The organism is Cellulophaga sp. RHA_52 (assembly GCF_007827205.1).
GTDB classification, from domain to species: Bacteria; Bacteroidota; Bacteroidia; order Flavobacteriales; family Flavobacteriaceae; genus Cellulophaga; species Cellulophaga lytica.
This window is the reverse complement of sequence record NZ_VIRZ01000001.1, coordinates 2,160,804-2,184,428: the sequence shown is the minus strand read 5'-3', so window position 1 is coordinate 2,184,428 and position 23,625 is coordinate 2,160,804. Positions and strand designations below refer to the sequence as shown.

The window sequence follows — 23,625 nt, the reverse complement described above, 5'->3', positions numbered from 1 at the left end:
TATAATCATTATTTCTTATGTCTCAATTCAGAAGATACAGTAAGTTTTTTTCTTCCTTTAGCTCTTCTTCTAGCTAGAACTTTTCTTCCGTTTACAGAAGCCATACGCTCTCTAAAACCGTGTTTGTTCTTTCTTTTTCTTTTTGATGGTTGAAACGTTCTTTTCGGCATAATAGAATATCTTTATAATAGTGTAATATATAATCTTAAATAATTAGCTTTATAAAAGCTGGGCGCAAATATACAAAGAGTTTTTTCAATAGCAAACCTAATTAATAAAATATTTTAGTTTGTTTTTAGTACTTTTGCGTTTGCAAATTTATAACACTATTTTTAAATGAAAAAATTATTCTTCCTTGCTTCGGTTTTACTGTGTTTAACAAGCATTAATGCACAAACTAAATTAGAGTACAAACTTTCTGTTGGCGATGTTTTTATTGTGCAACAAAATGCTAAACAAGTTATTACCCAAGAAATGCAAGGTATGTCTCACGAGCTTACCAATGATATTACAGGCGAGTATAAGATGAAAGTTTTAGAAAAAAAAGATGGTGCCTATAGTATTGAAATGTCTTTTACAGATCTTAATATGAAAATGACATCTAACCTACAAGGGGTTTTAATGGATGTAAAAGCTAAAGAAGTTAAAGAAGGAGACATACAGTCTACAATGTTTAATTCTATTTTAAATGTTCCTGTAAAAATCACATTGGCTAGTAACGGTAATATTACAAATGTTGATGGCGGAGACAAATTAGTAACTAAAATGATGGATGCTTCTGGTATTACAGATGCAACTACTTTAGCTACCATAAAAACTTCTTTAGGAAAAGAATACGGAACAGAAGGTTTAGCCAATAGCTTTAAACAAATGACATACATTTACCCTAACGCTGCAAACAAAGTTGCTGTTGGTGATACTTGGGAAAATGAATACTCTGGAAAGTTAAATACCAAAAACAAATGGACGCTAGATGCGCAAGATGCCAACACAACAACTCTAAGCTGTACTGCAGATGTTGTAATGACCGTTAAAGATGCAAATGCTAATATGGATTTAACAGGTACGCAAACCACTAAAGTAACAGCTAATGCTAAAACTGGTTTTATTAACACTATGGAAGTTACAGGCACATCTGATGGTAACTCTACAATACCAATGCTAGGTGACCAAAAAATACCAACAACAATTACATCAACAATTATTTATAAAACAATAGAATAATAACAATATGTTCAACAAAAACATTAAAATAGGTATAGCAGCCTTAATAATAGCATACGCAGTATATCAATTTATAGAAGGCAACATAGGTAATGGTATTGCCCTTATCTTATTTTCTCTTGTATTTGTATTTCTTTATTTTAGAAATGAAATTATTTTACTTGCCTTTTTAAGAATGAGAAAGCAAGATCTTGCTGGAACTCAAAAATGGTTAACTAAAATAAAAAATCCAGAAAGTGCTTTAACTGTTAAGCAACAAGGCTATTACAATTATTTGCATGGTATTATTTTTTCGCAAACAAATTTAACACAAGCAGAAAAGTACTTTAAAAAAGCTTTAAAATTAGGCTTAACAATGGATTATGACGTTGCTATGGCTAAGTTGAGCTTAGCAGGTATTGCTATGCAAAAAAGACGTAAAAGAGAAGCTACAATGCTTTTAAACGAAGCTAAAAAGTTAGACAAACAAGGTATGCTTGCAGATCAAATAAAAATGATGAAGCAACAAATGAAGAAAATCTAATTTACTTTAACAATACACATTAAATTAAAAAGCCCTTTAAACATTGTTTAAAGGGCTTTTTAATTTAATAATAAATAATTTAATCTACTTTATAATATCCTTTATTAGGAATCTCTATAGTATATTTTTTTCTAGAGTTGTTATTTAAATGTGGCTCCCTTAACCAAGGGTTATGTCTTTTTAAAATTTTGTAGTTAATTTCATACTCATTAGCAAAATCTGCAAAATTAGCTACAGGAACATCTAAATCTACCGTAAAGCTAGGTACTGCTTTATACATGTCTTCTTCAGAAATTTCAAAACCATATTTTTCTGGTGCAGATAATATTTCTTTTATAGCCATAATTCTAAAAAGGTATCTACCTGTTTCTTGTCCTAAAAGCAAATCGTAATAAGAGTCTACTTTTTGTTGCGTTAAATACTTATTTATAGCCCCTGCTCCTGCATTGTAAGAAGCCGCAGCTAACGTCCAGTTACCAAATTTTTCTTTGTACTTTTTTAAGTATCTACAAGCAACCTCTGTAGATTTTTGTATATGGTAACGCTCATCTACATTACTATTAACCTCTAAACCGTATTCTTTTCCAGTAGCTCTCATAATTTGCCAAAACCCAGTTGCACCTGCTGGTGATACTACATTTTGCAATCCGCTTTCTGCAACCGCTAGGTATTTAAAATCATCCGGAACTCCGTTTTTAGCTAAAATTGGTTCTATAATAGGAAAGTATTTGTTTGCTCTTTTCATTAATAACAAAGCATTAGATTGCCAGTAAGTATTTACCAAAAACTCACGATCTATACGCTCCATAACCTCAGGGTCTGTAAGTGGTACAGGTTCTCCTGCAAAATTTAAATCTTCCGGAATTTCTATAGATGTAATTTTGTATGCGTTTTCTGGAGACACCTCCTCTGTGTTTTCATCCGTTTCTTGTGGTATTACAGCACTGCTTTGCACTGCAAACATTAAAGCACCAGCAACAAAAACTACTCCAAAAAACATCAATATACTTTTAACTACTTTCATCTTCTATCTATTTCTTTTTAATTCAATTGTTATCAAAGGTATTAAAATACCTATTCTATTCTAAAATTATTTGTGGCAAATGCTCATTAAACCATTTAAACCTATTTATTATCATTATATGAGTTCCTTTTGGCACTGTTACACAGTTTTTTATGTGTTTTATTGGAAAAACAGGATCGCTATCTCCATGAATGTGTATTAAATTTGGATCACTTTTTTCCTGATTCCAATTTATTATTTGCTCCAAAGACCAATCTATATAATACTTATCATTAACAGATAAATACTCTTCATATAATTCTAGTCGCTTTGTTACTGTCTCACCAAAAGCATATTTTGCTAATACTTCCATATTGGTTACCAAACCTGTTGGCAGTAATTTATAGGCTTTAGTATATTTTGCTAAACGCATACGCCTTGGAAGCTCATACTTTGTTTTTACGCTAGATATAATTATGACCTTATTAACTTTTATGTGCTTGGCCATCTCCTGCACCAAAACACCTCCAAAAGACACACCTATTAATACAACGTTAGCTTCAGTAATTTTAGTACACATTTTTATAGCGTACTCTTCTAAACTCATCCCTTTACTGGGTATAAACCAAGATAATAAATGCTGATGAAATGTATCTTCTGGTAATTTAATATTTTTAAATATTGATGGGTTGGCCGCCATACCGGGCATTAAGTAAACATTAAGCATATATTATAACAACTAAATCTTTAGTAAATTGAAAACTAGGTTTTTACGTATTTTTAACGTAACTTTGTTAGGTTGTCATCATTTTATTTTTTAAAATATATAATGATTTCACGATACTAAATATCGTTATTTTAGAACACAATAGCGCATATTTTAACTTCAATTTAAAACCATATACTATATGAATGCAGTAGAAATTAAGGACAATAGTTTTTTACGTCAGTATGAAACTAGAGTTAATGGGCATTTAGCTAAATTAGAATACTCTTCACAAGAACGTAAAGTGTTTTTAACAAAACTAATTATTCCTGAGGAAATAATTGAAACAGAATTTAAAGAAGACTTTATTAAAGCTGTTTTAAACGATATTCAAGAAAAGAATATGCGAGTAGTACCTACTAGCCCAGATGTTGCTAGCTTTTTAAGAAGAAACAAAAGACTCTACAAAGAAATGTTACCTATTGGTATACGTATCTAAAAAAATTAAAAGGTGCTTTAAAAGTTGTTCTGCTTTAAAGCACCTTTTTTTATTTTTTAATAATTACGTACTTCACTCCTTCTCTTAATTACACCACAACTTCAGTTTTTACAAAATCAAAACGTACTAAACCATCTTCGTCTATTTCTGTTAACGTTATTGTATGTAACGTATTTACCAACTCTGGGTTCCAAGGCGCTTTTACTTTTACATAATTTTCTGTAAAACCATTAATATAACCTTCTTTGTTTTCGCTCTCAAACAAAACAGTTCTGGTGCTACCAAGCTGACTTTCATAAAAAGCTCTACGCTTTTTAACAGATAAACCCCTTAACATTTTACTACGCTTAGCCCTAACGTTTTTAGGCACTACATTATCCATTTCTGCAGCAACCGTATTATCTCTTTCAGAATAAGTAAAAACATGTAAATAAGATATGTTTAATTCATTTAAAAAGTGATATGTTTCTAAAAAATGCTCGTCTGTTTCTCCTGGAAAACCAACAATAACATCTACACCAATACATGCGTGCGGCATAACTTCTTTAATTTTAGCAACACGATCTATGTATAAATTGGTTAAATATCTACGGCGCATTAATTTTAAAATAGTATCACTACCACTCTGTAACGGAATATGAAAATGCGGAACAAAAGAATTGCTTTTAGACACAAAATCTATAGTCTCATTCTTTAATAAATTTGGTTCTATTGAAGATATTCTAAGTCTATGTATACCGTTTACGGTATCTAAAGCTTTAACTAAATCTAAAAAAGTATGTTGGTGTTTTTTATTGCCAAACTCACCTTTACCATAATCGCCAATATTTACACCGGTAAGTACAATTTCTTTAATATTTTTTGCAGATATTTCTGCTGCATTTTTTAATACATTTTCTAATGTATCACTTCTAGAAATTCCTCTAGCAAGCGGAATTGTACAATAGGTACATTTGTAATCACAACCATCTTGTACCTTTAAAAATGCACGTGTCCTATCTCCTATTGCATAACTACCTACATAAAAATCTGCATCTTCAATTTCACAAGAATGTACTTCTCCAAAATCATTTTTAGACAAATCGTTTATGTAATCTGTAATTTTAAATTTTTCTGTTGCACCTAAAACCAAATCTACACCGTCTACCGCCGCCAATTCTTCTGGCTTTAATTGTGCATAACAACCAACTGCCGCAACAAATGCATCTGGATTCTTCTTTTGAGCTTGTTTTACAATAGATTTAAATCTTTTATCTGCATTTTCTGTTACAGAACACGTATTAATAACATACATATCTGCAGCTTCTGCAAAATCTACCCTATCAAAACCTTCATCTACAAAGCTACGTGCAATGGTAGAAGTTTCTGAAAAGTTTAGTTTACAACCTAGTGTGTAAAAAGCTACTTTCTTCTTCATCCTTAATTAATTACAGCATTTTTTATTGGGGTGCAAATATACAAATTACTTCTAGACCATTTATGGTGCAAGTCTTTCTATCTTCCAATTGTAATCTTCTTGCAACTCATATCTTATTCTGTCATGTAACCTATTTGGTCTTCCCTGCCAAAATTCTACAGAAACAGGCTTTACAATATATCCTCCCCAGTGTTTTGGTCTTTCTATTTCTTTACCATTATATTCCTCTTCTAAGCTTTTTAATTTATGCTCTAAATATGCTCTAGAAGGTATAACTGTACTTTGGTCTGACACTATGGCGCCAAGCTTGCTACCATCTGGTCTAGATTCAAAATAACCATCAGATAAGTTTTCTGCTATTTTTTCTGCTTTTCCTTTTATAATAACTTGCCTTTCTAAATTTGGCCAAAAAAAAGAGATGCACATATTAGGATTACTAGCTATTGCTTTTCCTTTTTCACTATTATAGTTTGTATAAAAAATAAAACCTTCATGGGTGTATTTTTTTAGCAATACTACTCTGCTTTTAGGAAAACCATCTAATCCTATGGTAGAAATTGTCATAGCATTAGGTTCCTCTACACCATCTGTAGCTTCTACCTCGTAAAACCATTTTTGAAACAGCTCTATAGGGTTGTCTGATATACCACTCTCTAACAGTTCGCTTTTTTGGTATGATTTTCTGTAGTCTCCTAAATCCTTTTTCATAGTGTAATTTCTAATATTAAATTGTAAAAATTATACTTTTTCTACTTTTAACAATTACAATTTTATCACTACAAATTTAGCAATTATTTAAGCAGAAGCAGACTGGTTTTTAGTGTTTTTAATATCGTTTAAAATACTCTTATAATTAATAACTGCTACAGATACTATAATTATAAATACCCCAAACCATTGTACACCTTTAATTTCTTCTCCTAAAATTATACTAGCTGTTAAAATAGAAACAGGTATTTCTAATGAGGTTAAAATACTACCTAAACCTATTCCTGTAATTGGAAACCCTTTGTTAAACGCTATTGGCGGCAATACTGCACCAAAAAAACCTAAAAACAATCCGTATTTCCAAAAACTCCAACTTGCATAATCAAATTCTGTTAGTAAATCTGTATTCCAAATAAGTAATACAATTAACAAACCACCTAAAACCAAATACTTACTCCTAACCATATTAGGTAAACTTACAGCTATAGTGTTAGATGCATATAATGTAGCAGTATAACACATACTTGCCATTACACCTAAAACAAAACCTGTTGGATCTATAGCCTTGCTTTCATTAAAAACATTAACGGCAAATAAAGTACCTACAATCACTAATAAACTTCCAAACAGTTTAAGCTTATCTACTTTTTTACTTAAAATCATTTCTAAAACAACACCCATCCAAATGGCTTGCATAAGAAAAATAATAGCTACAGAAACCGGAATATAATTAAGGCTTAAGTAATAAAAATAACTTGTTAAACCTGCAGCTGTACCAAAAAGTACGAGCTTAAGCTTCCCGTTTTTATTTTCTTTAGTTTTTGTAACTGCACGATTCTTTTTACTAAGTAATGCCAATAGTGCTACCCCTACAAAACCTATTAAATACTGTAATGTATTTAATCCGCTAGTACTAAAACCTTCTAAATTAGCCTTTTTAACAAACGTTGCCAACACACCATAACTAGCCGCACCTATAAGAACATATAGCACCCCTCTTAACTTCTCCATATAAGATTTATTATTAGCTTTTACAGTATAATACAATATGTTAGTTGTGTTATTACAACATAAATTTACACCTATTTATACTCTAAAAAGCCGGCAAAGATAAAACTTAAAAAATTGATAACAGTAAAGAGTCTTAAAAATCGAATGCCTTACCATCTTCTCCTAATAACACTGGAGTAAAAACTTCTTCTGCCTCTTGTTTAAATAAGTTCGTAGATTTGTAACGTGTAGAATAATGCCCCAAAACCAAAGCACCAACATTTGCTTGCTTTGCTATTGTTGCCGCTTGTTTAGCTGTAGAATGTTTTGTTTTTGTTGCTAGTTCTGCTTCAGAGTCTAAAAAAGTAGCTTCATGATACAATGCATCTACTCCTTTTATAATAGGCACAATACTTGGCTCAAAAACAGTATCACTACAAAATGCATAACTTTTAGGCTTAGGCGGATTAAAAGTAAGTTCCTTATTAGGCACAATTGCACCACTATCTAGAATAATATCTTTTCCGTTTTTAATTTTCTGATAATAACACTTATCTATTTCATAAGAAGCTACTGCTTCTATATTTAATTTACGCTCTGCTTCTTTTTCTTGAAACAAAAAACCGTTTGTATAAATTCTGTGGTTTAAAGGTATGGTAGATACTTTTACTTTATCATCTTCAAAAACTACGGTAGATTCTTTACTCGTTAACTCGTGAAAATATAACGGGTAATTTGTCCAGGAATCCCCAAGTTTTAATAAAATAGTAATTGCTTCTTTTATACCTTTAGGACCGTAAACGTGCAATTCTTTTTCTCTGCCCAACAACCTAAAGGTAGACACCAAGCCCGGAAGTCCAAAAAAATGATCTCCGTGTAAGTGAGAAATAAAAATATGCTTAATTCTAGAAAATTTAAGCTTACTTTTTCTAAGTTGCACTTGTGTACCTTCTCCACAATCTATTAAAAATAAATGCCCTTTAATCTCTAATGTTTGTGATGTAGGATTTGCTAGTGTGCGTGGCGTGGCTGCGTGGCAACCTAGTACTGTTAATTGCAAATTAGTTGTAATTGATAAGTTAACTGTATGGCAAATAAATTTACTTACAATACAATGTAAAATTGAAAATTAAATGCCTAAGTCACGTTCAATTTCTTCCATTTCTATAATATCTCTTGCTTCTTTAATGGTTGGCACCACACATATTTCTTCTGGAACATCATCATAAGAAACTTTATTAGTAACCAACACAAAAGATTTATTAGAGCCTCTGTGTGTATTAGACAAGTCTAAAAACTCTAACACGTCTGAACTTGTTAATGCTGTAAACGAAAAAAGATTTACAATAATATTATCGTTTTTTATTTTCTCGTAAGCGTTGTTTAAATTTTCTAAAAATTTAGCCAAAGAGATATTCTCCTGGTCTACAATTGTTGTTGTACCATCTTTATCAAAAACCATAGTAAATTATTTTATTTTAGATGCAAGCAAGTAAAGTACAGCCATACGCACAGCTACACCATTTTCTACCTGATCTAAGATTATAGATTGATTAGAGTCTGCAACATCACTAGTAATTTCTACACCACGGTTTATTGGCCCTGGGTGCATTATTACTATTTCTTTATCTAAACTTTGCAACAAAGCTTTGTTTACTCCAAATTGCTGGGTATATTCTCTAGTAGAAGGGAAATAACTAATATCCATACGCTCATTTTGTACGCGCAGCATATTTGCAACGTCACACCAATTTAGTGCTTTTCTCAAATCTGTTTCTACCGTTACACCTAAAGACTCTATGTGTTTTGGAATTAATGTTTTTGGACCGCATACTTTTACATTTGCCCCCTGTAATTTTAGAGCAAGTATATTAGACAAAGCTACTCTAGAGTGTAAAATATCACCAACAATTACAACGTTTTTACCTCCTACATCTCCTAATTTTTCTCTTATAGAGTAAGAATCTAATAATGCTTGTGTTGGGTGCTCATGAGCTCCGTCTCCGGCATTAACTATAGCTGCTTTAACGTGTTTAGATAAAAACACACCTGCACCTGGGTTTGGGTGCCTCATAACAACCATATCTACTTTCATAGATAGTATATTGTTTACAGTATCTATTAACGTTTCTCCTTTTTTTACAGATGATTGTGATGCCGAAAAGTTTATAACATCTGCTGACAATCTTTTTTCTGCTAACTCAAAAGAAAGCTTTGTTCTTGTACTATTTTCAAAAAAAATGTTTGCTATAGTAATATCTCTTAAAGAAGGTACTTTTTTTATAGATCTATTAATTACTTCTTTAAAATGGTCTGCGGTTTCAAAAATGAGATTAATATCGTTTTTGTTAAGATATTTTATTCCTAATAAGTGATTAACACTCAACTCGCTCATTTTCGTTGTTTTATTCATTTATTAAATAGACAATGTCTTGCCCGTCATTCTCTTGCCAAAGTACTTGTACCTTTTCCTCATTAATAGCATCTACCTGCCTACCTCTATAATTAGGTTGTATTGGTAAATGTCTACTAAATCTGCGGTCTATTAAGGTTAGTAATTCTATTTCTGCAGGTCTACCAAAAGATTGTATTGCTGTTAAAGCAGATCTAATGCTGCGTCCTGTATAAAGTACATCATCAATAAAAACCACTTTTTTATCTTCTACTAAAAAGTTAATGTGGGTTTTACTTGCCTCTAAAGTTTTTTCTCCTCTTCTAAAATCATCCCTATAAAATGTAATATCTAGCGAGCCTAAGTTTATTTCTTTAACACCATATTCTTGTGTTAAAATAGTTGTTAGTCTTTTTGCTAAATAGGTACCACGAGGCTGCAAACCAATTAAAACGGTGTCTTTAAAATCTGTATGATTTTCTAATAACTGACAAGCCAATCTATGTAATATGATTTGGATTTCTTTTGAGGAAAGTAGTACTTTTTTACTCATAGGTTAGGATACCGAGGCTTTTGTTTTACAAAAATAGGAATTTATATGTAAACTAGTTAAATAAAGTAAACTCTTATTTTAACTATTCTTTTATTTTTTTAGGTTGATGGTGTTTACGTTATACATTATCAATAATTTATGTTCTAAAAAAGCATAAAAAAAGGTCTAAACTTACGTTTAGACCTTTTTAAATTTATTAAAATGTTTGCTTACTTTTTGTTTGCAGCATCCATTTTATCTTTTAACGCTTGTAAAGCCTCGTTAGCATCACCTAAAGTTGGTTTAGCTTCATCAGCTGCAGCAGATTGTCTTTTAACAGCTGCTTTTACATTACGTTGCTCTTCTTCTCTAAAGATTGCAGTGTGACTAGCAACAACTCTCTTAAATTCTTTGTTGAATTCAATGATTTTAAATTCTGCTTCTTCACCTTTAGCAATTTTCTTACCGTCTTCTTTTTCTAAGTGACGAGTAGGTACAAATGCTGCAATATCTTCGTTAAAGTTAACAATTGCTCCTTTGTCTACAATTTCATCAACAGTTCCTTTGTGAACAGAGTCTAAAGCAAATTCAGTTTCATATTTATCCCAAGGGTTTTCTGTAGTTTGTTTGTGACCTAAGCTAAGTTTACGTGCATCAACATCTAACTCTAATACCTCTACTTCTAAAGTTTCACCTACTGTTACAAATTCAGATGGGTGCTTAATTTTCTTAGTCCAAGAAAGGTCAGAAATATAAATTAAACCATCTATACCTTCTTCCATTTCTACAAACACACCAAAGTTAGTAAAGTTACGTACTATACCTTTGTGTCTAGAGTGTACTGGGTATTTAGAAGTAATATCAGTCCAAGGGTCTGGAGTTAATTGCTTAATACCTAGAGACATTTTACGGTCATCACGATCTAAAGTTAAGATTTGAGCTTCAATCTCATCACCAACTTTTACAAAATCTTGAGCTGAACGTAAGTGAGTAGACCAAGACATTTCAGAAACGTGTACTAAACCTTCAACACCTTCAGCAACTTCAATAAACGCACCGTAATCTGCTATAACAACTACTTTACCTTTAACTTTGTCACCAACTTTCATGTCTTCGCTAAGCGCTTCCCATGGGTGCTTCTCTAACTGCTTAAGACCTAATTGAATTCTAGATTTGTTATCATCAAAATCTAAAATTACAACATTCATTTTCTGATCTAACTCAACTACCTCATTAGGGTGGTTAATTCTAGACCAAGAAAGATCTGTAATGTGGATTAAACCATCTACACCACCAAGGTCAATAAACACACCGTATGAAGTAATGTTTTTAACAACACCTTCTAATACTTGTCCTTTTTCTAATTGACCAATAATTTCTTTCTTCTGCTCTTCAATATCAGCTTCAATTAAAGCTTTATGAGAAACAACTACGTTCTTAAATTCTTGGTTAATTTTAACAACCTTGAATTCCATGTTTTTACCAACATACTGATCGTAATCTCTAATTGGCTTCACGTCTATTTGAGAACCTGGCAAGAATGCTTCAATTCCAAATACATCTACGATCATACCACCTTTAGTTCTGCACTTCACAAAACCATTAACGATTTCTTCTTTTTCACAAGCATTATTAACTCTGTCCCAAGCCTTAATTGTTCTAGCTTTTCTGTGAGATAATACTAATTGCCCGCTTTTGTCTTCACGAATATCAATTAAAACCTCAACGTTGTCACCAACTTTAAGATCTGGATTGTAACGGAATTCGTTTAATGATATAACACCTTCAGATTTAGCGTTAATATCAATAATAGCTTCACGCTCAGTTAAATGAACAACTTTACCTGTAACTACTTCTTCATCTGCAGTATCTACGAAGTTCTCAGCAACCATTGCTTCAAACTCTTCTAATTTAGAATCGTCTACGCGCTCAATTCCTTCTTCGTACTTATCCCAATCAAAACTTGCCAAAAATTCTTTTGGATCTTGCTTAGGTGTTGCAGTTTTTACTTCTGGTGCCTGTGTAGATTCCTCTACTTGGGCGTTGTTTTTCTCTTCAGCCATTTGCTGATTAAAATTTGTATTTTGCAGCGTTATAAGAGTTATACTACCACTACAAAAGATGTTATATAAGTTTTAATTAATCCCTTTTCCTCTTATACTACCGTTAAAAAGGGCTGCAAAAATACAACTTATTCTCTAGTAAAACAAACACTCTTTTTAACTAATTTTCAGGCAATTACAAAAACGGATTGCTTTTTTAAGTTTTTTACTTTAAAATTGATGTAATATTTACTATATTAGGCATTATTAATTAACTATAAATAATAAACATTATGAGCGTAAAAGCGAAATACCAGTCTGTTTTAGACCTTGGTGAAAAATTAGCCATTAAAGACGGAGATGTGACTGAAGAAAGTGGCGTTTTAAAAATTAAAGGGCAGGCTGCTACACAGTACGAAAAAAACCTAATTTGGGATAAAATTAAAGAAATTGGTGGTGATAGTCCTGCAGATGTTAAAGCTAACATTACTGTTGCTGATGAATCTGTTTACCACAGACATACTGTACAAGGTGGCGAATCTTTAAGTAAAATTGCAAAGCACTATTATGGTGATCCTATGAAATACAAACAGATTTTTGAAGCAAATACTAATCTTCTAAAAAATCCTGACGTTATACACCCTGACCAAGTTTTGGTAATACCAAATTTATAAAATACAGTGGTTTTAAAAGAAAACGGCAATCTAAATTTAGATTGCCGTTTTTTTATATTATTGTTTTTCTATAATGCGCAATGCGTAATTATGCATACGCTCAAACTGTTCTATAAGTCCCATATCACTATTGTCAAACTCAATGGCATCTTCTGCTAAAATTAATGGTGATTCTTTTCGATTAGAATCTATATAATCTCTGCTTCTAACATTTTTTAAAACCTCATCATAAGTAACATCGTCTCCCCTATCTAACAATTCTTTATAGCGCCTATGCGCCCTGGTTTCTGGAGAAGCCGTCATAAAAACCTTAAATTCTGCATCCGGAAAAACAACAGATCCAATATCTCTGCCGTCCATAACAATGCCCTTTTCTTTACCCATTGCCTTTTGCATTTCTACAAGTTTAGTACGTACTTCTTTTACAGCTGCAACTTTACTAACTTGTTTAGACACCTCTAACGTTCTTATTTCTTTTTCTACATTTTCATCATTTAAATACATTTCTGAAAAGCCTAAATCTTCATTATGCACAAACTTTAAGCTAATACTAGGTAATGCAGCTATAAGTGATTCAAAATCTTCACTGGTTTCTGACACAAAACCTTTTCTTATGGCGAATAAAGTTACAGCTCTGTACATTGCGCCTGTATCTACATACACATAGCCAAGAGCTTTTGCCAGTTGTTTAGCAATAGTACTTTTTCCTGTAGAGGAATACCCGTCTATAGCTATTGTTATTTTTTTCATAATAATGTACTTAAATAAAGGCTATTTAAATATAATTAAATAGCCTTTTGTAATCTAGATTTTTTTAGGATTTTTTACTTTTTGGTTTGTAACAGCAATATCTATAACCTGACTCATATCTGTTACGTAATGAAAAGTAAGCCCCTTTAAATATTCTTCTTTTATTTCTAAAATATCTTTACGGTTATCTTCACACAAAATTATTTCTTTAATTCTTGCTCTTTTAGCCGCTAATATTTTCTCTTTTATACCACCAACTGGCAACACTTTACCACGTAGTGTAATTTCACCTGTCATTGCCAAGCTCTTTTTAACTTTACGCTGTGTAAATAATGATACCAATGAGGTTAACATTGTTACACCTGCACTAGGACCATCTTTTGGTGTGGCACCTTCTGGCACGTGTATATGAACATTGTACTTGTCAAAAATATCGTCTTTAATACCAAAATAATCTGCATTAGATTTTATGTACTCTAAAGCTATGGTTGCAGATTCTTTCATTACTTTACCTAGGTTACCAGTAATATTCATAGCGCCTTTACCTTTAGATAAAATAGACTCTATAAATAAAATATCTCCACCTACACTTGTCCAAGCTAAACCAGTTACAACACCTGCAACATCATTATTCTCGTACTTATCTCTTTCTAACCTAGCAGGTCCAAGAACTTTTTCTACAATTTCATTAGTTACTTTAACCTCATACTCTTCTTCTGTAGCTATAGATTTTGCTGCATAACGCACCATTTTAGCTATTTGTTTATCTAGAGTACGCACACCAGATTCTCTTGTATAACCTTCTACAATTTTCTCTAATTGTGCTTTGCCAATTTTTAAATCTTTAGGCTTTAAACCGTGTTCTTTTAACTGCTTAGGTAACAAGTGCCTTTTAGCTATCTCTACCTTTTCTTCAATAGTATAACCAGATACGTTAATAATTTCCATACGATCTCTTAAAGCAGGCTGTATTGCTCCTAAATTATTAGCTGTAGCAATAAACATTACTTTAGACAGGTCATACCCAACTTCTAAGAAATTGTCATAAAACTCATTGTTTTGTTCAGGATCTAAAACCTCTAACATAGCAGAAGAAGGGTCTCCTTGATGACTGTTAGATAACTTATCTATTTCATCTAAAACAAAAACAGGATTAGAGTGCTCTGCTTTTTTAATATTTTTTAAAACTCTACCTGGCATTGCACCAATATAAGTTTTACGATGACCTCTAATTTCAGACTCATCTCTTAAGCCTCCTAAAGACATTCTAACATAGCTTCTACCTAAAGCCTCCGCAATAGATTTACCTAAAGATGTTTTACCCGTACCAGGAGGTCCGTATAAACATAAAATTGGAGATTTCATATCATTACGCAGTTTTAACACTGCTAAATACTCTATAATTCTCTTTTTTACATCTTCTAAGCCATAATGGTCTCTGTCTAATATTTTTTGAGCCGCTTTTAAATCAAACTTATCAGTAGAATATTCACCCCATGGCAAACTCACAAAAAAGTCTAAGTAATTACGCTGTATTGCATATTCCGCTACTTGCGGATTCATACGCTGCATTTTACTTAGTTCTTTATTAAAGTACTCTCTTTCTTTTTTGGTAAACTTTTTGTCTTTTGCCTTTTCTCTAAGTTCTGTTAGTTCATCTTCTGCAGTAGCGCCACCACCCAATTCTTCTTGTATGGTTCTCATTTGTTGGTGCAAAAAGTACTCTCGTTGTTGGCGGTCCATATCTGTACGCACCTTAGATTGAATGTCGTTTTTAAGTTGCAGTTTCTGCATTTCAACATTCATAAATTTTAAGGTAGCCAAAGCTCTTTCCTTTAAATTCTCTATCGCTAACAACTCTTGTTTATCTTTAACCGGCAGTCTTAAGTTAGATGAAACAAAGTTTATTAAAAATGAGTTACTTTCTATATTTTTTATAGCAAAAGAAGCCTCACTAGGTATGTTAGGACTCTCTGATATTACCTTTAAAGCCATATCTTTAATAGACTCTATAATGGCTTTAAACTCTGGCGTATCTTCCTCTGCCCTAACCTCACTAGCCTCACGTACAGTTGCTGTCATATAAGGCTTTTCTGTTAACACTTCTGCAACCTCAAATCTTTTTTTACCTTGTATAATTACTGTTGTATTACCATCTGGCATTTTTAAAACACGTAATATCCTGGCAACAGTACCTAAAGTGTGTATATCATCTATTCCTGGGTTTTCTGTTTGCTCATCTTTTTGTGCAACTACACCAATAACCTTAGACCCTTCATTAGCGTCTTTAATTAAGTGTATAGAAGCATCTCTGCCTGCCGTAATTGGCACCACAACACCCGGAAAAAGTACCGTATTACGTAATGGTAAAATAGGTAACATTTCTGGCAATTGTTCTTTGCTCATTTCCTCCTCGTCTTCAGGTGTTAATAATGGTATAAGCTCTGCTTCTTCATTAATACCTTGTAGCGCCAAATTGTCAAATTCTGAATCTCGCATAATTATATTTCAGTCATTCTGTCATAAAATAAAAACAGAAATCTATTATTTAAATTTAGTTATTTTTATAAATACATTGCAAAAGCCCATATTACGTAGCTTGTGCAGTAGTTTAATTGTCTATATAAAGTCAATTCTTATGCCAATACCAAACAGAATTAAAAAAAATTGTAACAATTAAATTAATCTATCATCTATAAAACAAACCATACATTTTTTTGAGCCAACAAAAAGAACATATCAATACTTTATTGCTACAATGCAAAGAAGGTAAGCAAAGTGCACAACTAGAGATTTATAATAGGTATTATAAAGCAATGCACAATACTGCATACCGAATTGTAAAACACAGCGCTGAAGCAGAGGATATAATGCAAGAATCGTTTTTAAGTGCCTTTACAAAATTACATACCTATAAAGGTGAAGTAGCTTTTGGGGCTTGGTTAAAACGAATAGTAATTAACAATAGTATTTACCAATACAGAAAGCAACAAAAAAACACAGAAGTTGCTTTAGACGACATAATGTACAGGGTCAAAGATAATGATAGTAGTACAATAGATAATGGTGAAACACAATTGAAGGCTCAAAAAGTGATGGACGCCATGAAACAATTGAAAGACAATTATAGAATTTCTTTGACCTTACATTTAATTGAAGGGTATGACTATGAAGAAATAAGTGAAATAATGAATATTAGCTATGCAAATTGTAGAACTACAATTTCTAGAGCTAAAGAAAGTTTGCGTAAACAATTAACTAGCGCTTGCATATGAAAAACAATATAGATATAGATAATTTATTTAAAGAGTTAAAAGGTAGTTTTGACACTCAAGAACCTAGTACCACACACACTGCTAATTTTATAGAGAAGCTTAACACTAGTAACAAAAGACATAATAAACGCTCTTGGAGACCATTTGCTATTGCAGCATCTATAGCTTTTTTATGTGCAATAGGTTTCTCATATTTTTACCAAAAGCAAACTACTAACGAGCAAATTGCAGAAATAGCCCCAGAAATAACTGAAACCAAGTTTTACTTTGCAAGTTTAATTAATAATCAGGTAAATGAATTAAAAAAAGAAACATCTCCTAGTACTAAAAAAATTATAGATGATACTCTTTTACAGTTAACTAAATTAGAAAATGACTATAAAAAACTAGAACAAAACCTTGTAAACGGCGGCAACACAAAACTTATACTAAGCGCCATAATAACCAATTACCAAACCAGAATAGATCTTGTAAAAGATGTTATGGAACAAATTGATACTATTAAAAATTTAAAGAACTATAATGATGAAAACTTTACACTATAAGATTATAACTTTACTCTTACTTACCATTCCTTTTCTAAGTACTGCCAATAATGACAAAGGCAAATACACAAAAGAAAAAACCATTAAAAAAAACTTTACTGTTAATGCTAATGCATTACTAAAAGTTAACAACAAATACGGCAACCTTAATATTACTTCATGGGATCAAAACCGTATAGAAATAGAAGTACATATTAAAACTAGTGGTAATAACGAAGAAAAAGTTCAGCGTAAACTAGACAATATTACCGTAAATTTTGAAGGGTCTAGCAGTACCGTTTCTGCTAAAACCAACATAGCCAAAAGCAGCAGTTGGGGCTGGGGAAATAGCAACAACGTTAATATGCAAATTAACTACACTATTAAACTACCTGTTAAAAATAACATAGACTTAACTAATGATTATGGTTCTATTACTTTAGATAGGATTGATGGCCACGCAACCATAAACTGTGATTATGGTAGGCTAGATATTGGTGAATTAAGAGGACGCAACAACAACTTAAATTTTGATTACACCTCTAAATCTGAAATAGATTACGTTAACAGCGCCAAAATTAATGCAGACTATTCTGGTTTTACTATTACTAAAGCAGGCAACTTAATATTAAACACAGACTATACTAGCGCATCTATAATTAACGCGCAAGACATAGACTACACTAGTGATTATGGTAGCATATCTGTAAACCAAGCTAAAAATATAAAAGGTAGTGGAGATTACATTAGTATAAAACTTGGTAAAGTAAACGGAAACGTCACTTTAGATGCAGATTATGGTTCTATAAAAATTTCTGAACTTACAGAAAACTGTGGCAACGTAATAATAAATGCAGATTACACAGGTGTTAAGGTTGGGTACAATAACAATTATAATTTTAAGTTTAACCTAAAATCTTCATACGGAGGAATTAGTGGTGTAGACAATTGCAACCTAAGTTTAAAAGAAGTTAAAAACTCACAAAAAAATTATAAAGGCTCTTGCGGATCAGAAAACAGCAATAACTTTGTAAACATAACTACCGAGTACGGAAGCATATCAATACATAAAAATTAACAAGAACACATACTATGAAAAAAATACTAACACTTAGCTTAGCTTTATCTATAGCAATTACAGCAAATGCACAATGGGGCAAACGCGTTAAAGGAAACGGAAACATTATTACAGACTCTAGAAATGTAGGTGATTATGAAGTAATATCTGTATCTGGTTTTTTTGATGTAGAACTTGTAGATGGTAAAGAAGGAAAAATTACACTTCACGGAGATGAAAATATTATAAGCCACATTAAAACCGAAGTTAAGAATGGTAAACTTGTGATTAAAGCTGAAAAAGGGATGAATTTATCTCCATCTAGAAACAGTAAATTATTAGTTACCGTACCTGTAGAACATATTAATGAAGCCACATTATCTGGCTCTGGAGATATTATTGGCAAAACAACATTAGTAAGTAATACTTTTGAAACTAGTATATCTGGCTCAGGAGACATAAACCTAAAAGTTAAAACAAAAGAACTAAAAGCTAGTATGTCTGGATCTGGAGACATAAATCTTAGTGGCTCTGCTACCGACTTTACAGTTAGAGTTTCTGGTTCTGGAGACATCTCTGCATATGATTTAGAAGCAGACTATGTAAAAGCATTAGTATCTGGTTCTGCAGATATTAAGGTAACTGCAAAAGAAACTATAGACGCTAGAGTATCTGGTTCTGGAGATATTAAATACAGAGGTAATCCTAAAAAAATAGAAAGTAAAACCTCTGGTTCTGGTGGTGTTTCTAAAGGATAAAAAACTATAAACAAAAAAAAGAGAGGTGCTATTTACAACCTCTCTTTTTTTTTATTACAAATACTACTGTATTGATTACTTCTTATTTACACGTAAAAGCAATACAACCCCTGCAATAAAAAATATTGCTAAAAACACAATAGCATTACGCATACTACCTGTAACTTGCGCCACAAAACCGTATAAAAAAGTACCAATTACAATTCCAATTTTTTCGGCAACATCATAAAAACTAAAAAAAGACGTAGTATCTTTAGTATTTGGTAAAAACTTAGAGTAAGTAGACCTAGATAATGCTTGTATACCACCCATAACCAAACCTACACAGCCTGCACCAATATAAAAATCTATAGGTGTTACCATAAAAAAGGCATAAACACATATTACTACCCATAATATATTTACTACTGCAAGTGTTTTTACATTTCCAAACTTTTTAGATGCTGCTGCTGTTACTAATGCACCAAGAATGGCAACTATTTGTATCACTAAAATACTAACTATTAAGCCTGTTGTACGCTCTTTATCTGTCCCCCAAGCAATTTCTTCTTCTCCAAAATAAGTAGCAATTAGCATTACTGTTTGCACAGCCATACTATACACAAAAAAAGCTATTAAATAACGCTTTAATTTAACCTGACTTCCAAGTTGCCCCCAAACTCCTTTTAATTCTTTAAAACCATTTAAGATTACATTACTGCGGTCACCTTCTTGCTTATTACCTTTTGGTAAATAATAAAATGTATATTGACTAAAAATTATCCACCAAATACCAACAGTAACAAAAGAATACTTCATTGCTTTAAGTTCTGCAATACCATTAGTATCTGTCTCAATACCAAAAATTTCTGGCCTCATTACCATAAGTAAATTAAAAAGTAATAGCAAAACACTACCCGCATACCCCATAGAAAAACCTTTGGCACTAATAGCATCCATTTGTTCTGGATGCGCAACATCTGGCAAATAAGAATTGTTTATAGCAAAACTTACCCAAAAACCAACCAACCCCATAAAAAAACAAACCAAACCAAAGTATATATTTTCTAATGAAAACCAATACAAACCAATACAAGACACACCTCCTAAATAGCAAAAGAACTTCATAAACATCCTTTTATTTCCTAAATAATCTGCTACTCCAGAAATTAAAGGTGTAATAATAGCTATAAAAACAAACGCTAATGATGTGGTATAACTAATTAAAGGAGCCCTGGCAATTTCGCCGCCAAATACGGTTACTTTTTCTATGTTAGCAGCCCTAAATAGGGCTCCATAAAAAATAGGAAATATTGCAGATGCTATAACTAAACTGTAAACAGAGTTTGCCCAATCATAAAAGGCCCAGGCGTTTAAAAGTTTTTTGCTTCCTTTTACTAATGCAATACTGGTCATAAATAAAAAAATTAGAGCTGTTCAAATTTAGTTTTGAACAGCTCTAATATACAATTATTAATGAATTTTACTTTTACGCCAATGTTACTTAAAAGAAGTTACTCCAAATTTTTTGGCTTCTTCCTTAGCTGCAGGTGCCCATTGTGTTAAGTTATTTATTCTTGTGTCGTTAGATGGGTGCGTACTCATAAATTCTGGCTGAGACTGTCCTCCACTATTTGCTTTCATTCTTTTCCAAAGCTCTGCTGCTTCATCTGGGTTATAACCAGCAATAGCCATAATTTGCAATCCAATACGGTCTGCTTCAGTTTCATGACCTCTACTAAAAGGTAACATTACCCCTACTTGGGACCCTATGCCATATGCTTGGTTAAATGTATTTTTTGTTCCTTCGTCCTTAATTAAAACATTACCGGCAACTGCTCCAATTTGTTGTAGCTGTCCTGCAGACATACGCTGCGCCCCATGATCAGCTAACGCATGTGCTACCTCATGCCCCATTACAACAGCTATACCTGTTTCATCTTGACAAATTGGTAAAATACCTGTGTAAAAAACAATTTTACCACCTGGCATACACCAAGCGTTTACAGTTGCATCATCTACCAAATTATATTCCCATTTATAATCTTTTAAATAACCCGGATAGCCGTTTGCCGTTAACCAACGTTCTGCAGCAGAGGCTATACGTTGCCCAACAGAAGTTATCATTTTTGCCTCGCTAGTACCTGTTATTGTTTTGTTTTCTGTTAAAAACTGATCATATTCCGCAAAAGCAGTAGGAAATATTGAACTGTTAGGATACATATTCAATGTTTTTTTACCTGTAAACGGATTTGTTTTACAAGCAGAAACCGCTATAAAAATAGTTAATACTAAAAATATTTTTCTCATAATAGTAATGTGTTTAGTGTGTTTTTAAAAATACAAAAATATTCTATGTCTTAATAATATCATAGATAATATCTCAATTGTTTAGTTTAATTACAAAATAAATTCTCTAATTTTAAATTTGGAACGCTTTTTGAATCATTCAAAAAAAAGAAAAACGAAACAAATTATATATTATGAAAAAAATTACCTTAGCAGTAGCAGCAATATTTGCAATAATTTTAACGGCTTGTAGCGGGTCTGATGGAATTGACGGTGTAGATGGATTAGATGGTGTAAACATTACAGGAAATATATATGAAGTTAGCGGAACTTTCTCTGATGAAAATAATTATGAATTAACCTTTGAATTCCCTAACACTGTTGAAGTTTTTGAATCTGACGTTGTTTTAGTGTATATTTTATGGGAACAAGTAGATGGAACGGACGGACAACCTATAGACGTTTGGCGTTTAATGCCTCAAACTAGATTGTTAGACCAAGGTACTTTAATTTATAATTACGATCATACTTTTGCAGATGCTAGGTTCTTTTTAGAATCGGACTTTGATTTAGGTACCCTAAACACTGCAGACACGGCAAACCAAATATTTAGAGTTGCTATTTTACCTGCAGAAGCTGTAAATGGTAAACTAGATACCGGAAATATTAATGACGTTATGGGCATTTTAGATACTAAAGAAGAAAATATCATACACGTTTCTTTATAGTAAAAATACTACACAATATAACTAGCCTCTGCTTTTAAAAGTAGAGGCTTTTTTTATGTCTTAAATTTGATAGGAATTGCGTTTAAAATCGACTAAATTTGAATAACCTTAAAATATAAAGATGATGTATAAGAAATTACTAATTTTAAGTGTAGTAGCCCTATTTTTAAGTTGCAAAGGAAACTCGCAAAAAACAAAGGAAGCCACAAAAAAACAAACTTTAGCTAAAGTTGAAAAAACAGATGCAGAATGGAAAGCTCAATTAACTCCATTACAATATAACGTATTGCGTAAAGCAGGTACAGAACGTGCTTTTTCTAGCGAACTATTAAATATTAAAGAAAAAGGAATTTATAGTTGTGCTGCATGCAATACACCTTTATTTAAAAGCGAACATAAATTTAAATCTGGTACGGGATGGCCAAGTTTTGATAGAACAATAGAAGGCAATGTAGCTTTTGATGTTGATTATAAAATTGGATACAAGCGCACTGAGGAACATTGCGCTGTTTGTGGCGGACATTTAGGTCACGTTTTTAACGACGGACCAAAAACAACAGGAGAAAGACACTGTATTAATGGCGCTGCTTTAAAATTTACACCTACAAAATAATGAGTAAAAAATATACAGTAGAAAAAACCGAAGAAGAATGGAAAGCTCTGCTTCCTGAACAGTCTTACAACGTTTTAAGAAACAAAGGAACAGAATACCCACACACCGGCGAATTTAATCTTCATTTTAAAGATGGAAGCTACAATTGCAAAGGCTGTAATGCTAAACTTTTTGAAGCGGATCATAAATTTGAAAGCGGTTGTGGCTGGCCTTCTTTTGATGAAGCAGTAGAAGGCGCTATTGAATACATAAAAGACACTAGTCATGGTATGACAAGAGTAGAAACCGTTTGTGCTAATTGTGGCGGACATTTAGGTCACGTTTTTGATGATGGCCCACAAGAAACTACTGGGCAACGTTACTGCATAAATTCTGCTAGTTTAAATTTTAATCCGTCTTTAAAAAAATAAGAATGAGTTTTGTTGATGACTATAAAGAAAGTATGTTGTTTGAGTTTAACCGAAACAAAACAATGGCAGAAAAAACATTTGACCAGCTTACCAATGAAGACTTGCATTGGACTTATGGTGAAGCAGACAATAGTATAGCTATAATTGTAAAACATATGGTAGGTAATATGCTCAGCAGGTGGACAAACTTTTTTACAGAAGACGGAGAAAAAGAATGGCGAAATAGAGAATCTGAGTTTGTTGCTCCATACCAAAATAAGGAAGAAATGCTGCTACACTGGAACAAGGGTTGGGATTGCTTATTTACTGCAATAGATAATATAAACGAAGACAATTTTAATACTAAAATTAAAATTAGAGCTGTAGAGCATTCTGTAATGGCAGCAGTTAGCAGACAATTAGCACACTATGCTGGCCACATTGCCCAAATTGCATATGTTGGCAGAATGTTAAAAGGTAAAAAATGGCAATCACTATCTATACCTGCAGGAAAATCTGAAGAGTTTAACAAAAAAATGTTTGGGAAATAACC

At 32.2% G+C, this 23,625-nt stretch carries 27 protein-coding genes; 12 read left to right on the top strand and 15 right to left on the bottom strand.

Translation table 11 applies throughout. The features are described 5' to 3' along the window. Nucleotides 1-8 precede the first annotated feature (8 nt). The gene (gene rpmH, locus JM80_RS09665; protein ID WP_013619748.1) at nucleotides 9-170 is read right to left on the bottom strand and encodes a 50S ribosomal protein L34; all 162 of its coding nucleotides are present in this window, start codon (nucleotides 168-170) and stop codon (nucleotides 9-11) included. Between the two features lie 166 nt (nucleotides 171-336). Here rpmH and JM80_RS09660 point away from each other — a divergent pair, with 166 nt between their 5' ends. Both JM80_RS09660 and JM80_RS09655 read left to right on the top strand, forming a co-directional pair. Next, nucleotides 337-1,224 carry a DUF6263 family protein gene (locus tag JM80_RS09660; RefSeq protein ID WP_034644541.1) on the top strand — a complete coding sequence of 296 codons (888 nt, stop codon included), beginning with the start codon at nucleotides 337-339 and terminating at the stop codon, nucleotides 1,222-1,224. 7 nt (nucleotides 1,225-1,231) lie between these two features. Then, on the top strand, nucleotides 1,232-1,747 hold the full coding sequence (locus JM80_RS09655; RefSeq protein WP_013619750.1) for a membrane protein: 516 nt from the start codon (nucleotides 1,232-1,234) through the stop codon (nucleotides 1,745-1,747). Nucleotides 1,748-1,826: 79 nt separating this feature from the next. Here the strand turns inward: JM80_RS09655 and JM80_RS09650 are convergent, their stop codons facing one another. Further along, nucleotides 1,827-2,771, bottom strand: a complete 945-nt coding sequence (locus tag JM80_RS09650; protein WP_034644542.1) for a lytic transglycosylase domain-containing protein — start codon at nucleotides 2,769-2,771, stop codon at nucleotides 1,827-1,829. A gap of 55 nt (nucleotides 2,772-2,826) precedes the next feature. Then, a complete protein-coding gene (locus JM80_RS09645) occupies nucleotides 2,827-3,477 on the bottom strand; it encodes an alpha/beta hydrolase (RefSeq protein ID WP_144709903.1) in 651 nt (216 codons plus the stop codon). Between the two features lie 181 nt (nucleotides 3,478-3,658). On the opposite strand from JM80_RS09645, the gene JM80_RS09640 reads away from it, so the two are divergent. Continuing rightward, the gene (locus JM80_RS09640) at nucleotides 3,659-3,955 is read left to right on the top strand and encodes an N-acetyltransferase (RefSeq protein WP_013619753.1); all 297 of its coding nucleotides are present in this window, start codon (nucleotides 3,659-3,661) and stop codon (nucleotides 3,953-3,955) included. Nucleotides 3,956-4,043: 88 nt separating this feature from the next. Here the strand turns inward: JM80_RS09640 and mtaB are convergent, their stop codons facing one another. From mtaB to rpsA, 8 genes are all read right to left on the bottom strand, one after another. After that, the gene (gene mtaB / locus JM80_RS09635; RefSeq protein ID WP_144709901.1) at nucleotides 4,044-5,372 is read right to left on the bottom strand and encodes a tRNA (N(6)-L-threonylcarbamoyladenosine(37)-C(2))-methylthiotransferase MtaB; all 1,329 of its coding nucleotides are present in this window, start codon (nucleotides 5,370-5,372) and stop codon (nucleotides 4,044-4,046) included. A gap of 60 nt (nucleotides 5,373-5,432) precedes the next feature. Continuing rightward, nucleotides 5,433-6,080, bottom strand: coding sequence for a pyridoxamine 5'-phosphate oxidase (pdxH, locus tag JM80_RS09630; RefSeq protein ID WP_144709899.1), 648 nt, complete (start codon nucleotides 6,078-6,080; stop codon nucleotides 5,433-5,435). Nucleotides 6,081-6,167: 87 nt separating this feature from the next. Beyond that, the gene (locus JM80_RS09625) at nucleotides 6,168-7,091 is read right to left on the bottom strand and encodes a DMT family transporter (protein WP_034644601.1); all 924 of its coding nucleotides are present in this window, start codon (nucleotides 7,089-7,091) and stop codon (nucleotides 6,168-6,170) included. 133 nt (nucleotides 7,092-7,224) lie between these two features. Continuing rightward, nucleotides 7,225-8,130 carry a ribonuclease Z gene (locus JM80_RS09620; protein WP_144709897.1) on the bottom strand — a complete coding sequence of 302 codons (906 nt, stop codon included), beginning with the start codon at nucleotides 8,128-8,130 and terminating at the stop codon, nucleotides 7,225-7,227. A gap of 69 nt (nucleotides 8,131-8,199) precedes the next feature. After that, the gene (locus JM80_RS09615; RefSeq protein ID WP_013619758.1) at nucleotides 8,200-8,532 is read right to left on the bottom strand and encodes a hypothetical protein; all 333 of its coding nucleotides are present in this window, start codon (nucleotides 8,530-8,532) and stop codon (nucleotides 8,200-8,202) included. A 6-nt stretch (nucleotides 8,533-8,538) separates the two neighbouring features. After that, on the bottom strand, nucleotides 8,539-9,465 hold the full coding sequence (locus JM80_RS09610) for an aspartate carbamoyltransferase catalytic subunit (protein WP_013619759.1): 927 nt from the start codon (nucleotides 9,463-9,465) through the stop codon (nucleotides 8,539-8,541). Nucleotides 9,466-9,475: 10 nt separating this feature from the next. Beyond that, entirely contained in the window at nucleotides 9,476-10,015 is a 540-nt protein-coding gene (gene pyrR / locus JM80_RS09605; protein WP_013619760.1) for a bifunctional pyr operon transcriptional regulator/uracil phosphoribosyltransferase PyrR, read from the bottom strand. Nucleotides 10,016-10,224: 209 nt separating this feature from the next. Continuing rightward, nucleotides 10,225-12,057 (bottom strand): 30S ribosomal protein S1, encoded by a 1,833-nt coding sequence (gene rpsA / locus JM80_RS09600; RefSeq protein ID WP_013619761.1) that lies wholly within the window; start codon nucleotides 12,055-12,057, stop codon nucleotides 10,225-10,227. Nucleotides 12,058-12,329: 272 nt separating this feature from the next. Between rpsA and JM80_RS09595 the strand changes: the two genes are divergently transcribed. Continuing rightward, on the top strand, nucleotides 12,330-12,710 hold the full coding sequence (locus JM80_RS09595) for a LysM peptidoglycan-binding domain-containing protein (protein WP_013619762.1): 381 nt from the start codon (nucleotides 12,330-12,332) through the stop codon (nucleotides 12,708-12,710). Nucleotides 12,711-12,767: 57 nt separating this feature from the next. Here JM80_RS09595 and cmk read toward each other — a convergent pair whose 3' ends face one another. Together cmk and lon are read right to left on the bottom strand one after the other, a co-directional pair. Then, on the bottom strand, nucleotides 12,768-13,460 hold the full coding sequence (gene cmk, locus JM80_RS09590; protein ID WP_144709895.1) for a (d)CMP kinase: 693 nt from the start codon (nucleotides 13,458-13,460) through the stop codon (nucleotides 12,768-12,770). Nucleotides 13,461-13,514: 54 nt separating this feature from the next. Further along, on the bottom strand, nucleotides 13,515-15,959 hold the full coding sequence (gene lon / locus JM80_RS09585; RefSeq protein ID WP_144709894.1) for an endopeptidase La: 2,445 nt from the start codon (nucleotides 15,957-15,959) through the stop codon (nucleotides 13,515-13,517). A 218-nt stretch (nucleotides 15,960-16,177) separates the two neighbouring features. Between lon and JM80_RS09580 the strand changes: the two genes are divergently transcribed. The 4 genes from JM80_RS09580 to JM80_RS09565 are packed head-to-tail and all read left to right on the top strand — an operon-like array spanning nucleotide 16,178 to nucleotide 19,074. Next, nucleotides 16,178-16,735 carry an RNA polymerase sigma factor gene (locus tag JM80_RS09580; protein ID WP_013619765.1) on the top strand — a complete coding sequence of 186 codons (558 nt, stop codon included), beginning with the start codon at nucleotides 16,178-16,180 and terminating at the stop codon, nucleotides 16,733-16,735. Further along, nucleotides 16,732-17,280 carry a hypothetical protein gene (locus JM80_RS09575; protein ID WP_034644547.1) on the top strand — a complete coding sequence of 183 codons (549 nt, stop codon included), beginning with the start codon at nucleotides 16,732-16,734 and terminating at the stop codon, nucleotides 17,278-17,280. The genes JM80_RS09580 and JM80_RS09575 overlap by 4 nt, the downstream gene beginning before the upstream one ends. Next, nucleotides 17,261-18,337 (top strand): hypothetical protein, encoded by a 1,077-nt coding sequence (locus JM80_RS09570; protein ID WP_013619767.1) that lies wholly within the window; start codon nucleotides 17,261-17,263, stop codon nucleotides 18,335-18,337. The genes JM80_RS09575 and JM80_RS09570 overlap by 20 nt, the downstream gene beginning before the upstream one ends. Nucleotides 18,338-18,351: 14 nt before the next feature. Then, the gene (locus JM80_RS09565) at nucleotides 18,352-19,074 is read left to right on the top strand and encodes a head GIN domain-containing protein (protein WP_144709892.1); all 723 of its coding nucleotides are present in this window, start codon (nucleotides 18,352-18,354) and stop codon (nucleotides 19,072-19,074) included. Nucleotides 19,075-19,149: 75 nt separating this feature from the next. Here JM80_RS09565 and JM80_RS09560 read toward each other — a convergent pair whose 3' ends face one another. Both JM80_RS09560 and JM80_RS09555 read right to left on the bottom strand, forming a co-directional pair. Next, nucleotides 19,150-20,469, bottom strand: coding sequence for an MFS transporter (locus tag JM80_RS09560; RefSeq protein WP_013619769.1), 1,320 nt, complete (start codon nucleotides 20,467-20,469; stop codon nucleotides 19,150-19,152). Between the two features lie 84 nt (nucleotides 20,470-20,553). Beyond that, nucleotides 20,554-21,363 carry a M48 family metallopeptidase gene (locus JM80_RS09555; protein WP_144709890.1) on the bottom strand — a complete coding sequence of 270 codons (810 nt, stop codon included), beginning with the start codon at nucleotides 21,361-21,363 and terminating at the stop codon, nucleotides 20,554-20,556. Between the two features lie 173 nt (nucleotides 21,364-21,536). On the opposite strand from JM80_RS09555, the gene JM80_RS09550 reads away from it, so the two are divergent. The 4 genes from JM80_RS09550 to JM80_RS09535 all read left to right on the top strand — a co-directional run bounded on the left by JM80_RS09550 (nucleotide 21,537) and on the right by JM80_RS09535 (nucleotide 23,623). After that, a complete protein-coding gene (locus JM80_RS09550; protein WP_144709888.1) occupies nucleotides 21,537-22,070 on the top strand; it encodes a collagen-like protein in 534 nt (177 codons plus the stop codon). 124 nt (nucleotides 22,071-22,194) lie between these two features. Further along, a complete protein-coding gene (gene msrB, locus JM80_RS09545; RefSeq protein WP_013619772.1) occupies nucleotides 22,195-22,683 on the top strand; it encodes a peptide-methionine (R)-S-oxide reductase MsrB in 489 nt (162 codons plus the stop codon). After that, entirely contained in the window at nucleotides 22,683-23,093 is a 411-nt protein-coding gene (gene msrB / locus JM80_RS09540) for a peptide-methionine (R)-S-oxide reductase MsrB (protein ID WP_013619773.1), read from the top strand. The genes msrB (JM80_RS09545) and msrB (JM80_RS09540) overlap by 1 nt, the downstream gene beginning before the upstream one ends. Before the next feature lie 2 nt (nucleotides 23,094-23,095). Continuing rightward, nucleotides 23,096-23,623, top strand: coding sequence for a DUF1572 family protein (locus JM80_RS09535; protein ID WP_034644551.1), 528 nt, complete (start codon nucleotides 23,096-23,098; stop codon nucleotides 23,621-23,623). Nucleotides 23,624-23,625: the final 2 nt, after the last annotated feature.

Coding starts and splice junctions, on each gene's coding strand:
- rpmH (WP_013619748.1), bottom strand. CDS start 170: ATGCCGAAAAGAACGTTTCAACCATCAAAAAGAAAAAGAAAGAACAAA.
- JM80_RS09660 (WP_034644541.1), top strand. CDS start 337: ATGAAAAAATTATTCTTCCTTGCTTCGGTTTTACTGTGTTTAACAAGC.
- JM80_RS09655 (WP_013619750.1), top strand. CDS start 1,232: ATGTTCAACAAAAACATTAAAATAGGTATAGCAGCCTTAATAATAGCA.
- JM80_RS09650 (WP_034644542.1), bottom strand. CDS start 2,771: ATGAAAGTAGTTAAAAGTATATTGATGTTTTTTGGAGTAGTTTTTGTT.
- JM80_RS09645 (WP_144709903.1), bottom strand. CDS start 3,477: ATGCTTAATGTTTACTTAATGCCCGGTATGGCGGCCAACCCATCAATA.
- JM80_RS09640 (WP_013619753.1), top strand. CDS start 3,659: ATGAATGCAGTAGAAATTAAGGACAATAGTTTTTTACGTCAGTATGAA.
- mtaB (WP_144709901.1), bottom strand. CDS start 5,372: ATGAAGAAGAAAGTAGCTTTTTACACACTAGGTTGTAAACTAAACTTT.
- pdxH (WP_144709899.1), bottom strand. CDS start 6,080: ATGAAAAAGGATTTAGGAGACTACAGAAAATCATACCAAAAAAGCGAA.
- JM80_RS09625 (WP_034644601.1), bottom strand. CDS start 7,091: ATGGAGAAGTTAAGAGGGGTGCTATATGTTCTTATAGGTGCGGCTAGT.
- JM80_RS09615 (WP_013619758.1), bottom strand. CDS start 8,532: ATGGTTTTTGATAAAGATGGTACAACAACAATTGTAGACCAGGAGAAT.
- JM80_RS09610 (WP_013619759.1), bottom strand. CDS start 9,465: ATGAGCGAGTTGAGTGTTAATCACTTATTAGGAATAAAATATCTTAAC.
- pyrR (WP_013619760.1), bottom strand. CDS start 10,015: ATGAGTAAAAAAGTACTACTTTCCTCAAAAGAAATCCAAATCATATTA.
- rpsA (WP_013619761.1), bottom strand. CDS start 12,057: ATGGCTGAAGAGAAAAACAACGCCCAAGTAGAGGAATCTACACAGGCA.
- JM80_RS09595 (WP_013619762.1), top strand. CDS start 12,330: ATGAGCGTAAAAGCGAAATACCAGTCTGTTTTAGACCTTGGTGAAAAA.
- cmk (WP_144709895.1), bottom strand. CDS start 13,460: ATGAAAAAAATAACAATAGCTATAGACGGGTATTCCTCTACAGGAAAA.
- lon (WP_144709894.1), bottom strand. CDS start 15,959: ATGCGAGATTCAGAATTTGACAATTTGGCGCTACAAGGTATTAATGAA.
- JM80_RS09575 (WP_034644547.1), top strand. CDS start 16,732: ATGAAAAACAATATAGATATAGATAATTTATTTAAAGAGTTAAAAGGT.
- JM80_RS09570 (WP_013619767.1), top strand. CDS start 17,261: ATGAAAACTTTACACTATAAGATTATAACTTTACTCTTACTTACCATT.
- JM80_RS09565 (WP_144709892.1), top strand. CDS start 18,352: ATGAAAAAAATACTAACACTTAGCTTAGCTTTATCTATAGCAATTACA.
- JM80_RS09560 (WP_013619769.1), bottom strand. CDS start 20,469: ATGACCAGTATTGCATTAGTAAAAGGAAGCAAAAAACTTTTAAACGCC.
- JM80_RS09555 (WP_144709890.1), bottom strand. CDS start 21,363: ATGAGAAAAATATTTTTAGTATTAACTATTTTTATAGCGGTTTCTGCT.
- JM80_RS09550 (WP_144709888.1), top strand. CDS start 21,537: ATGAAAAAAATTACCTTAGCAGTAGCAGCAATATTTGCAATAATTTTA.
- msrB (WP_013619772.1), top strand. CDS start 22,195: ATGTATAAGAAATTACTAATTTTAAGTGTAGTAGCCCTATTTTTAAGT.
- msrB (WP_013619773.1), top strand. CDS start 22,683: ATGAGTAAAAAATATACAGTAGAAAAAACCGAAGAAGAATGGAAAGCT.
- JM80_RS09535 (WP_034644551.1), top strand. CDS start 23,096: ATGAGTTTTGTTGATGACTATAAAGAAAGTATGTTGTTTGAGTTTAAC.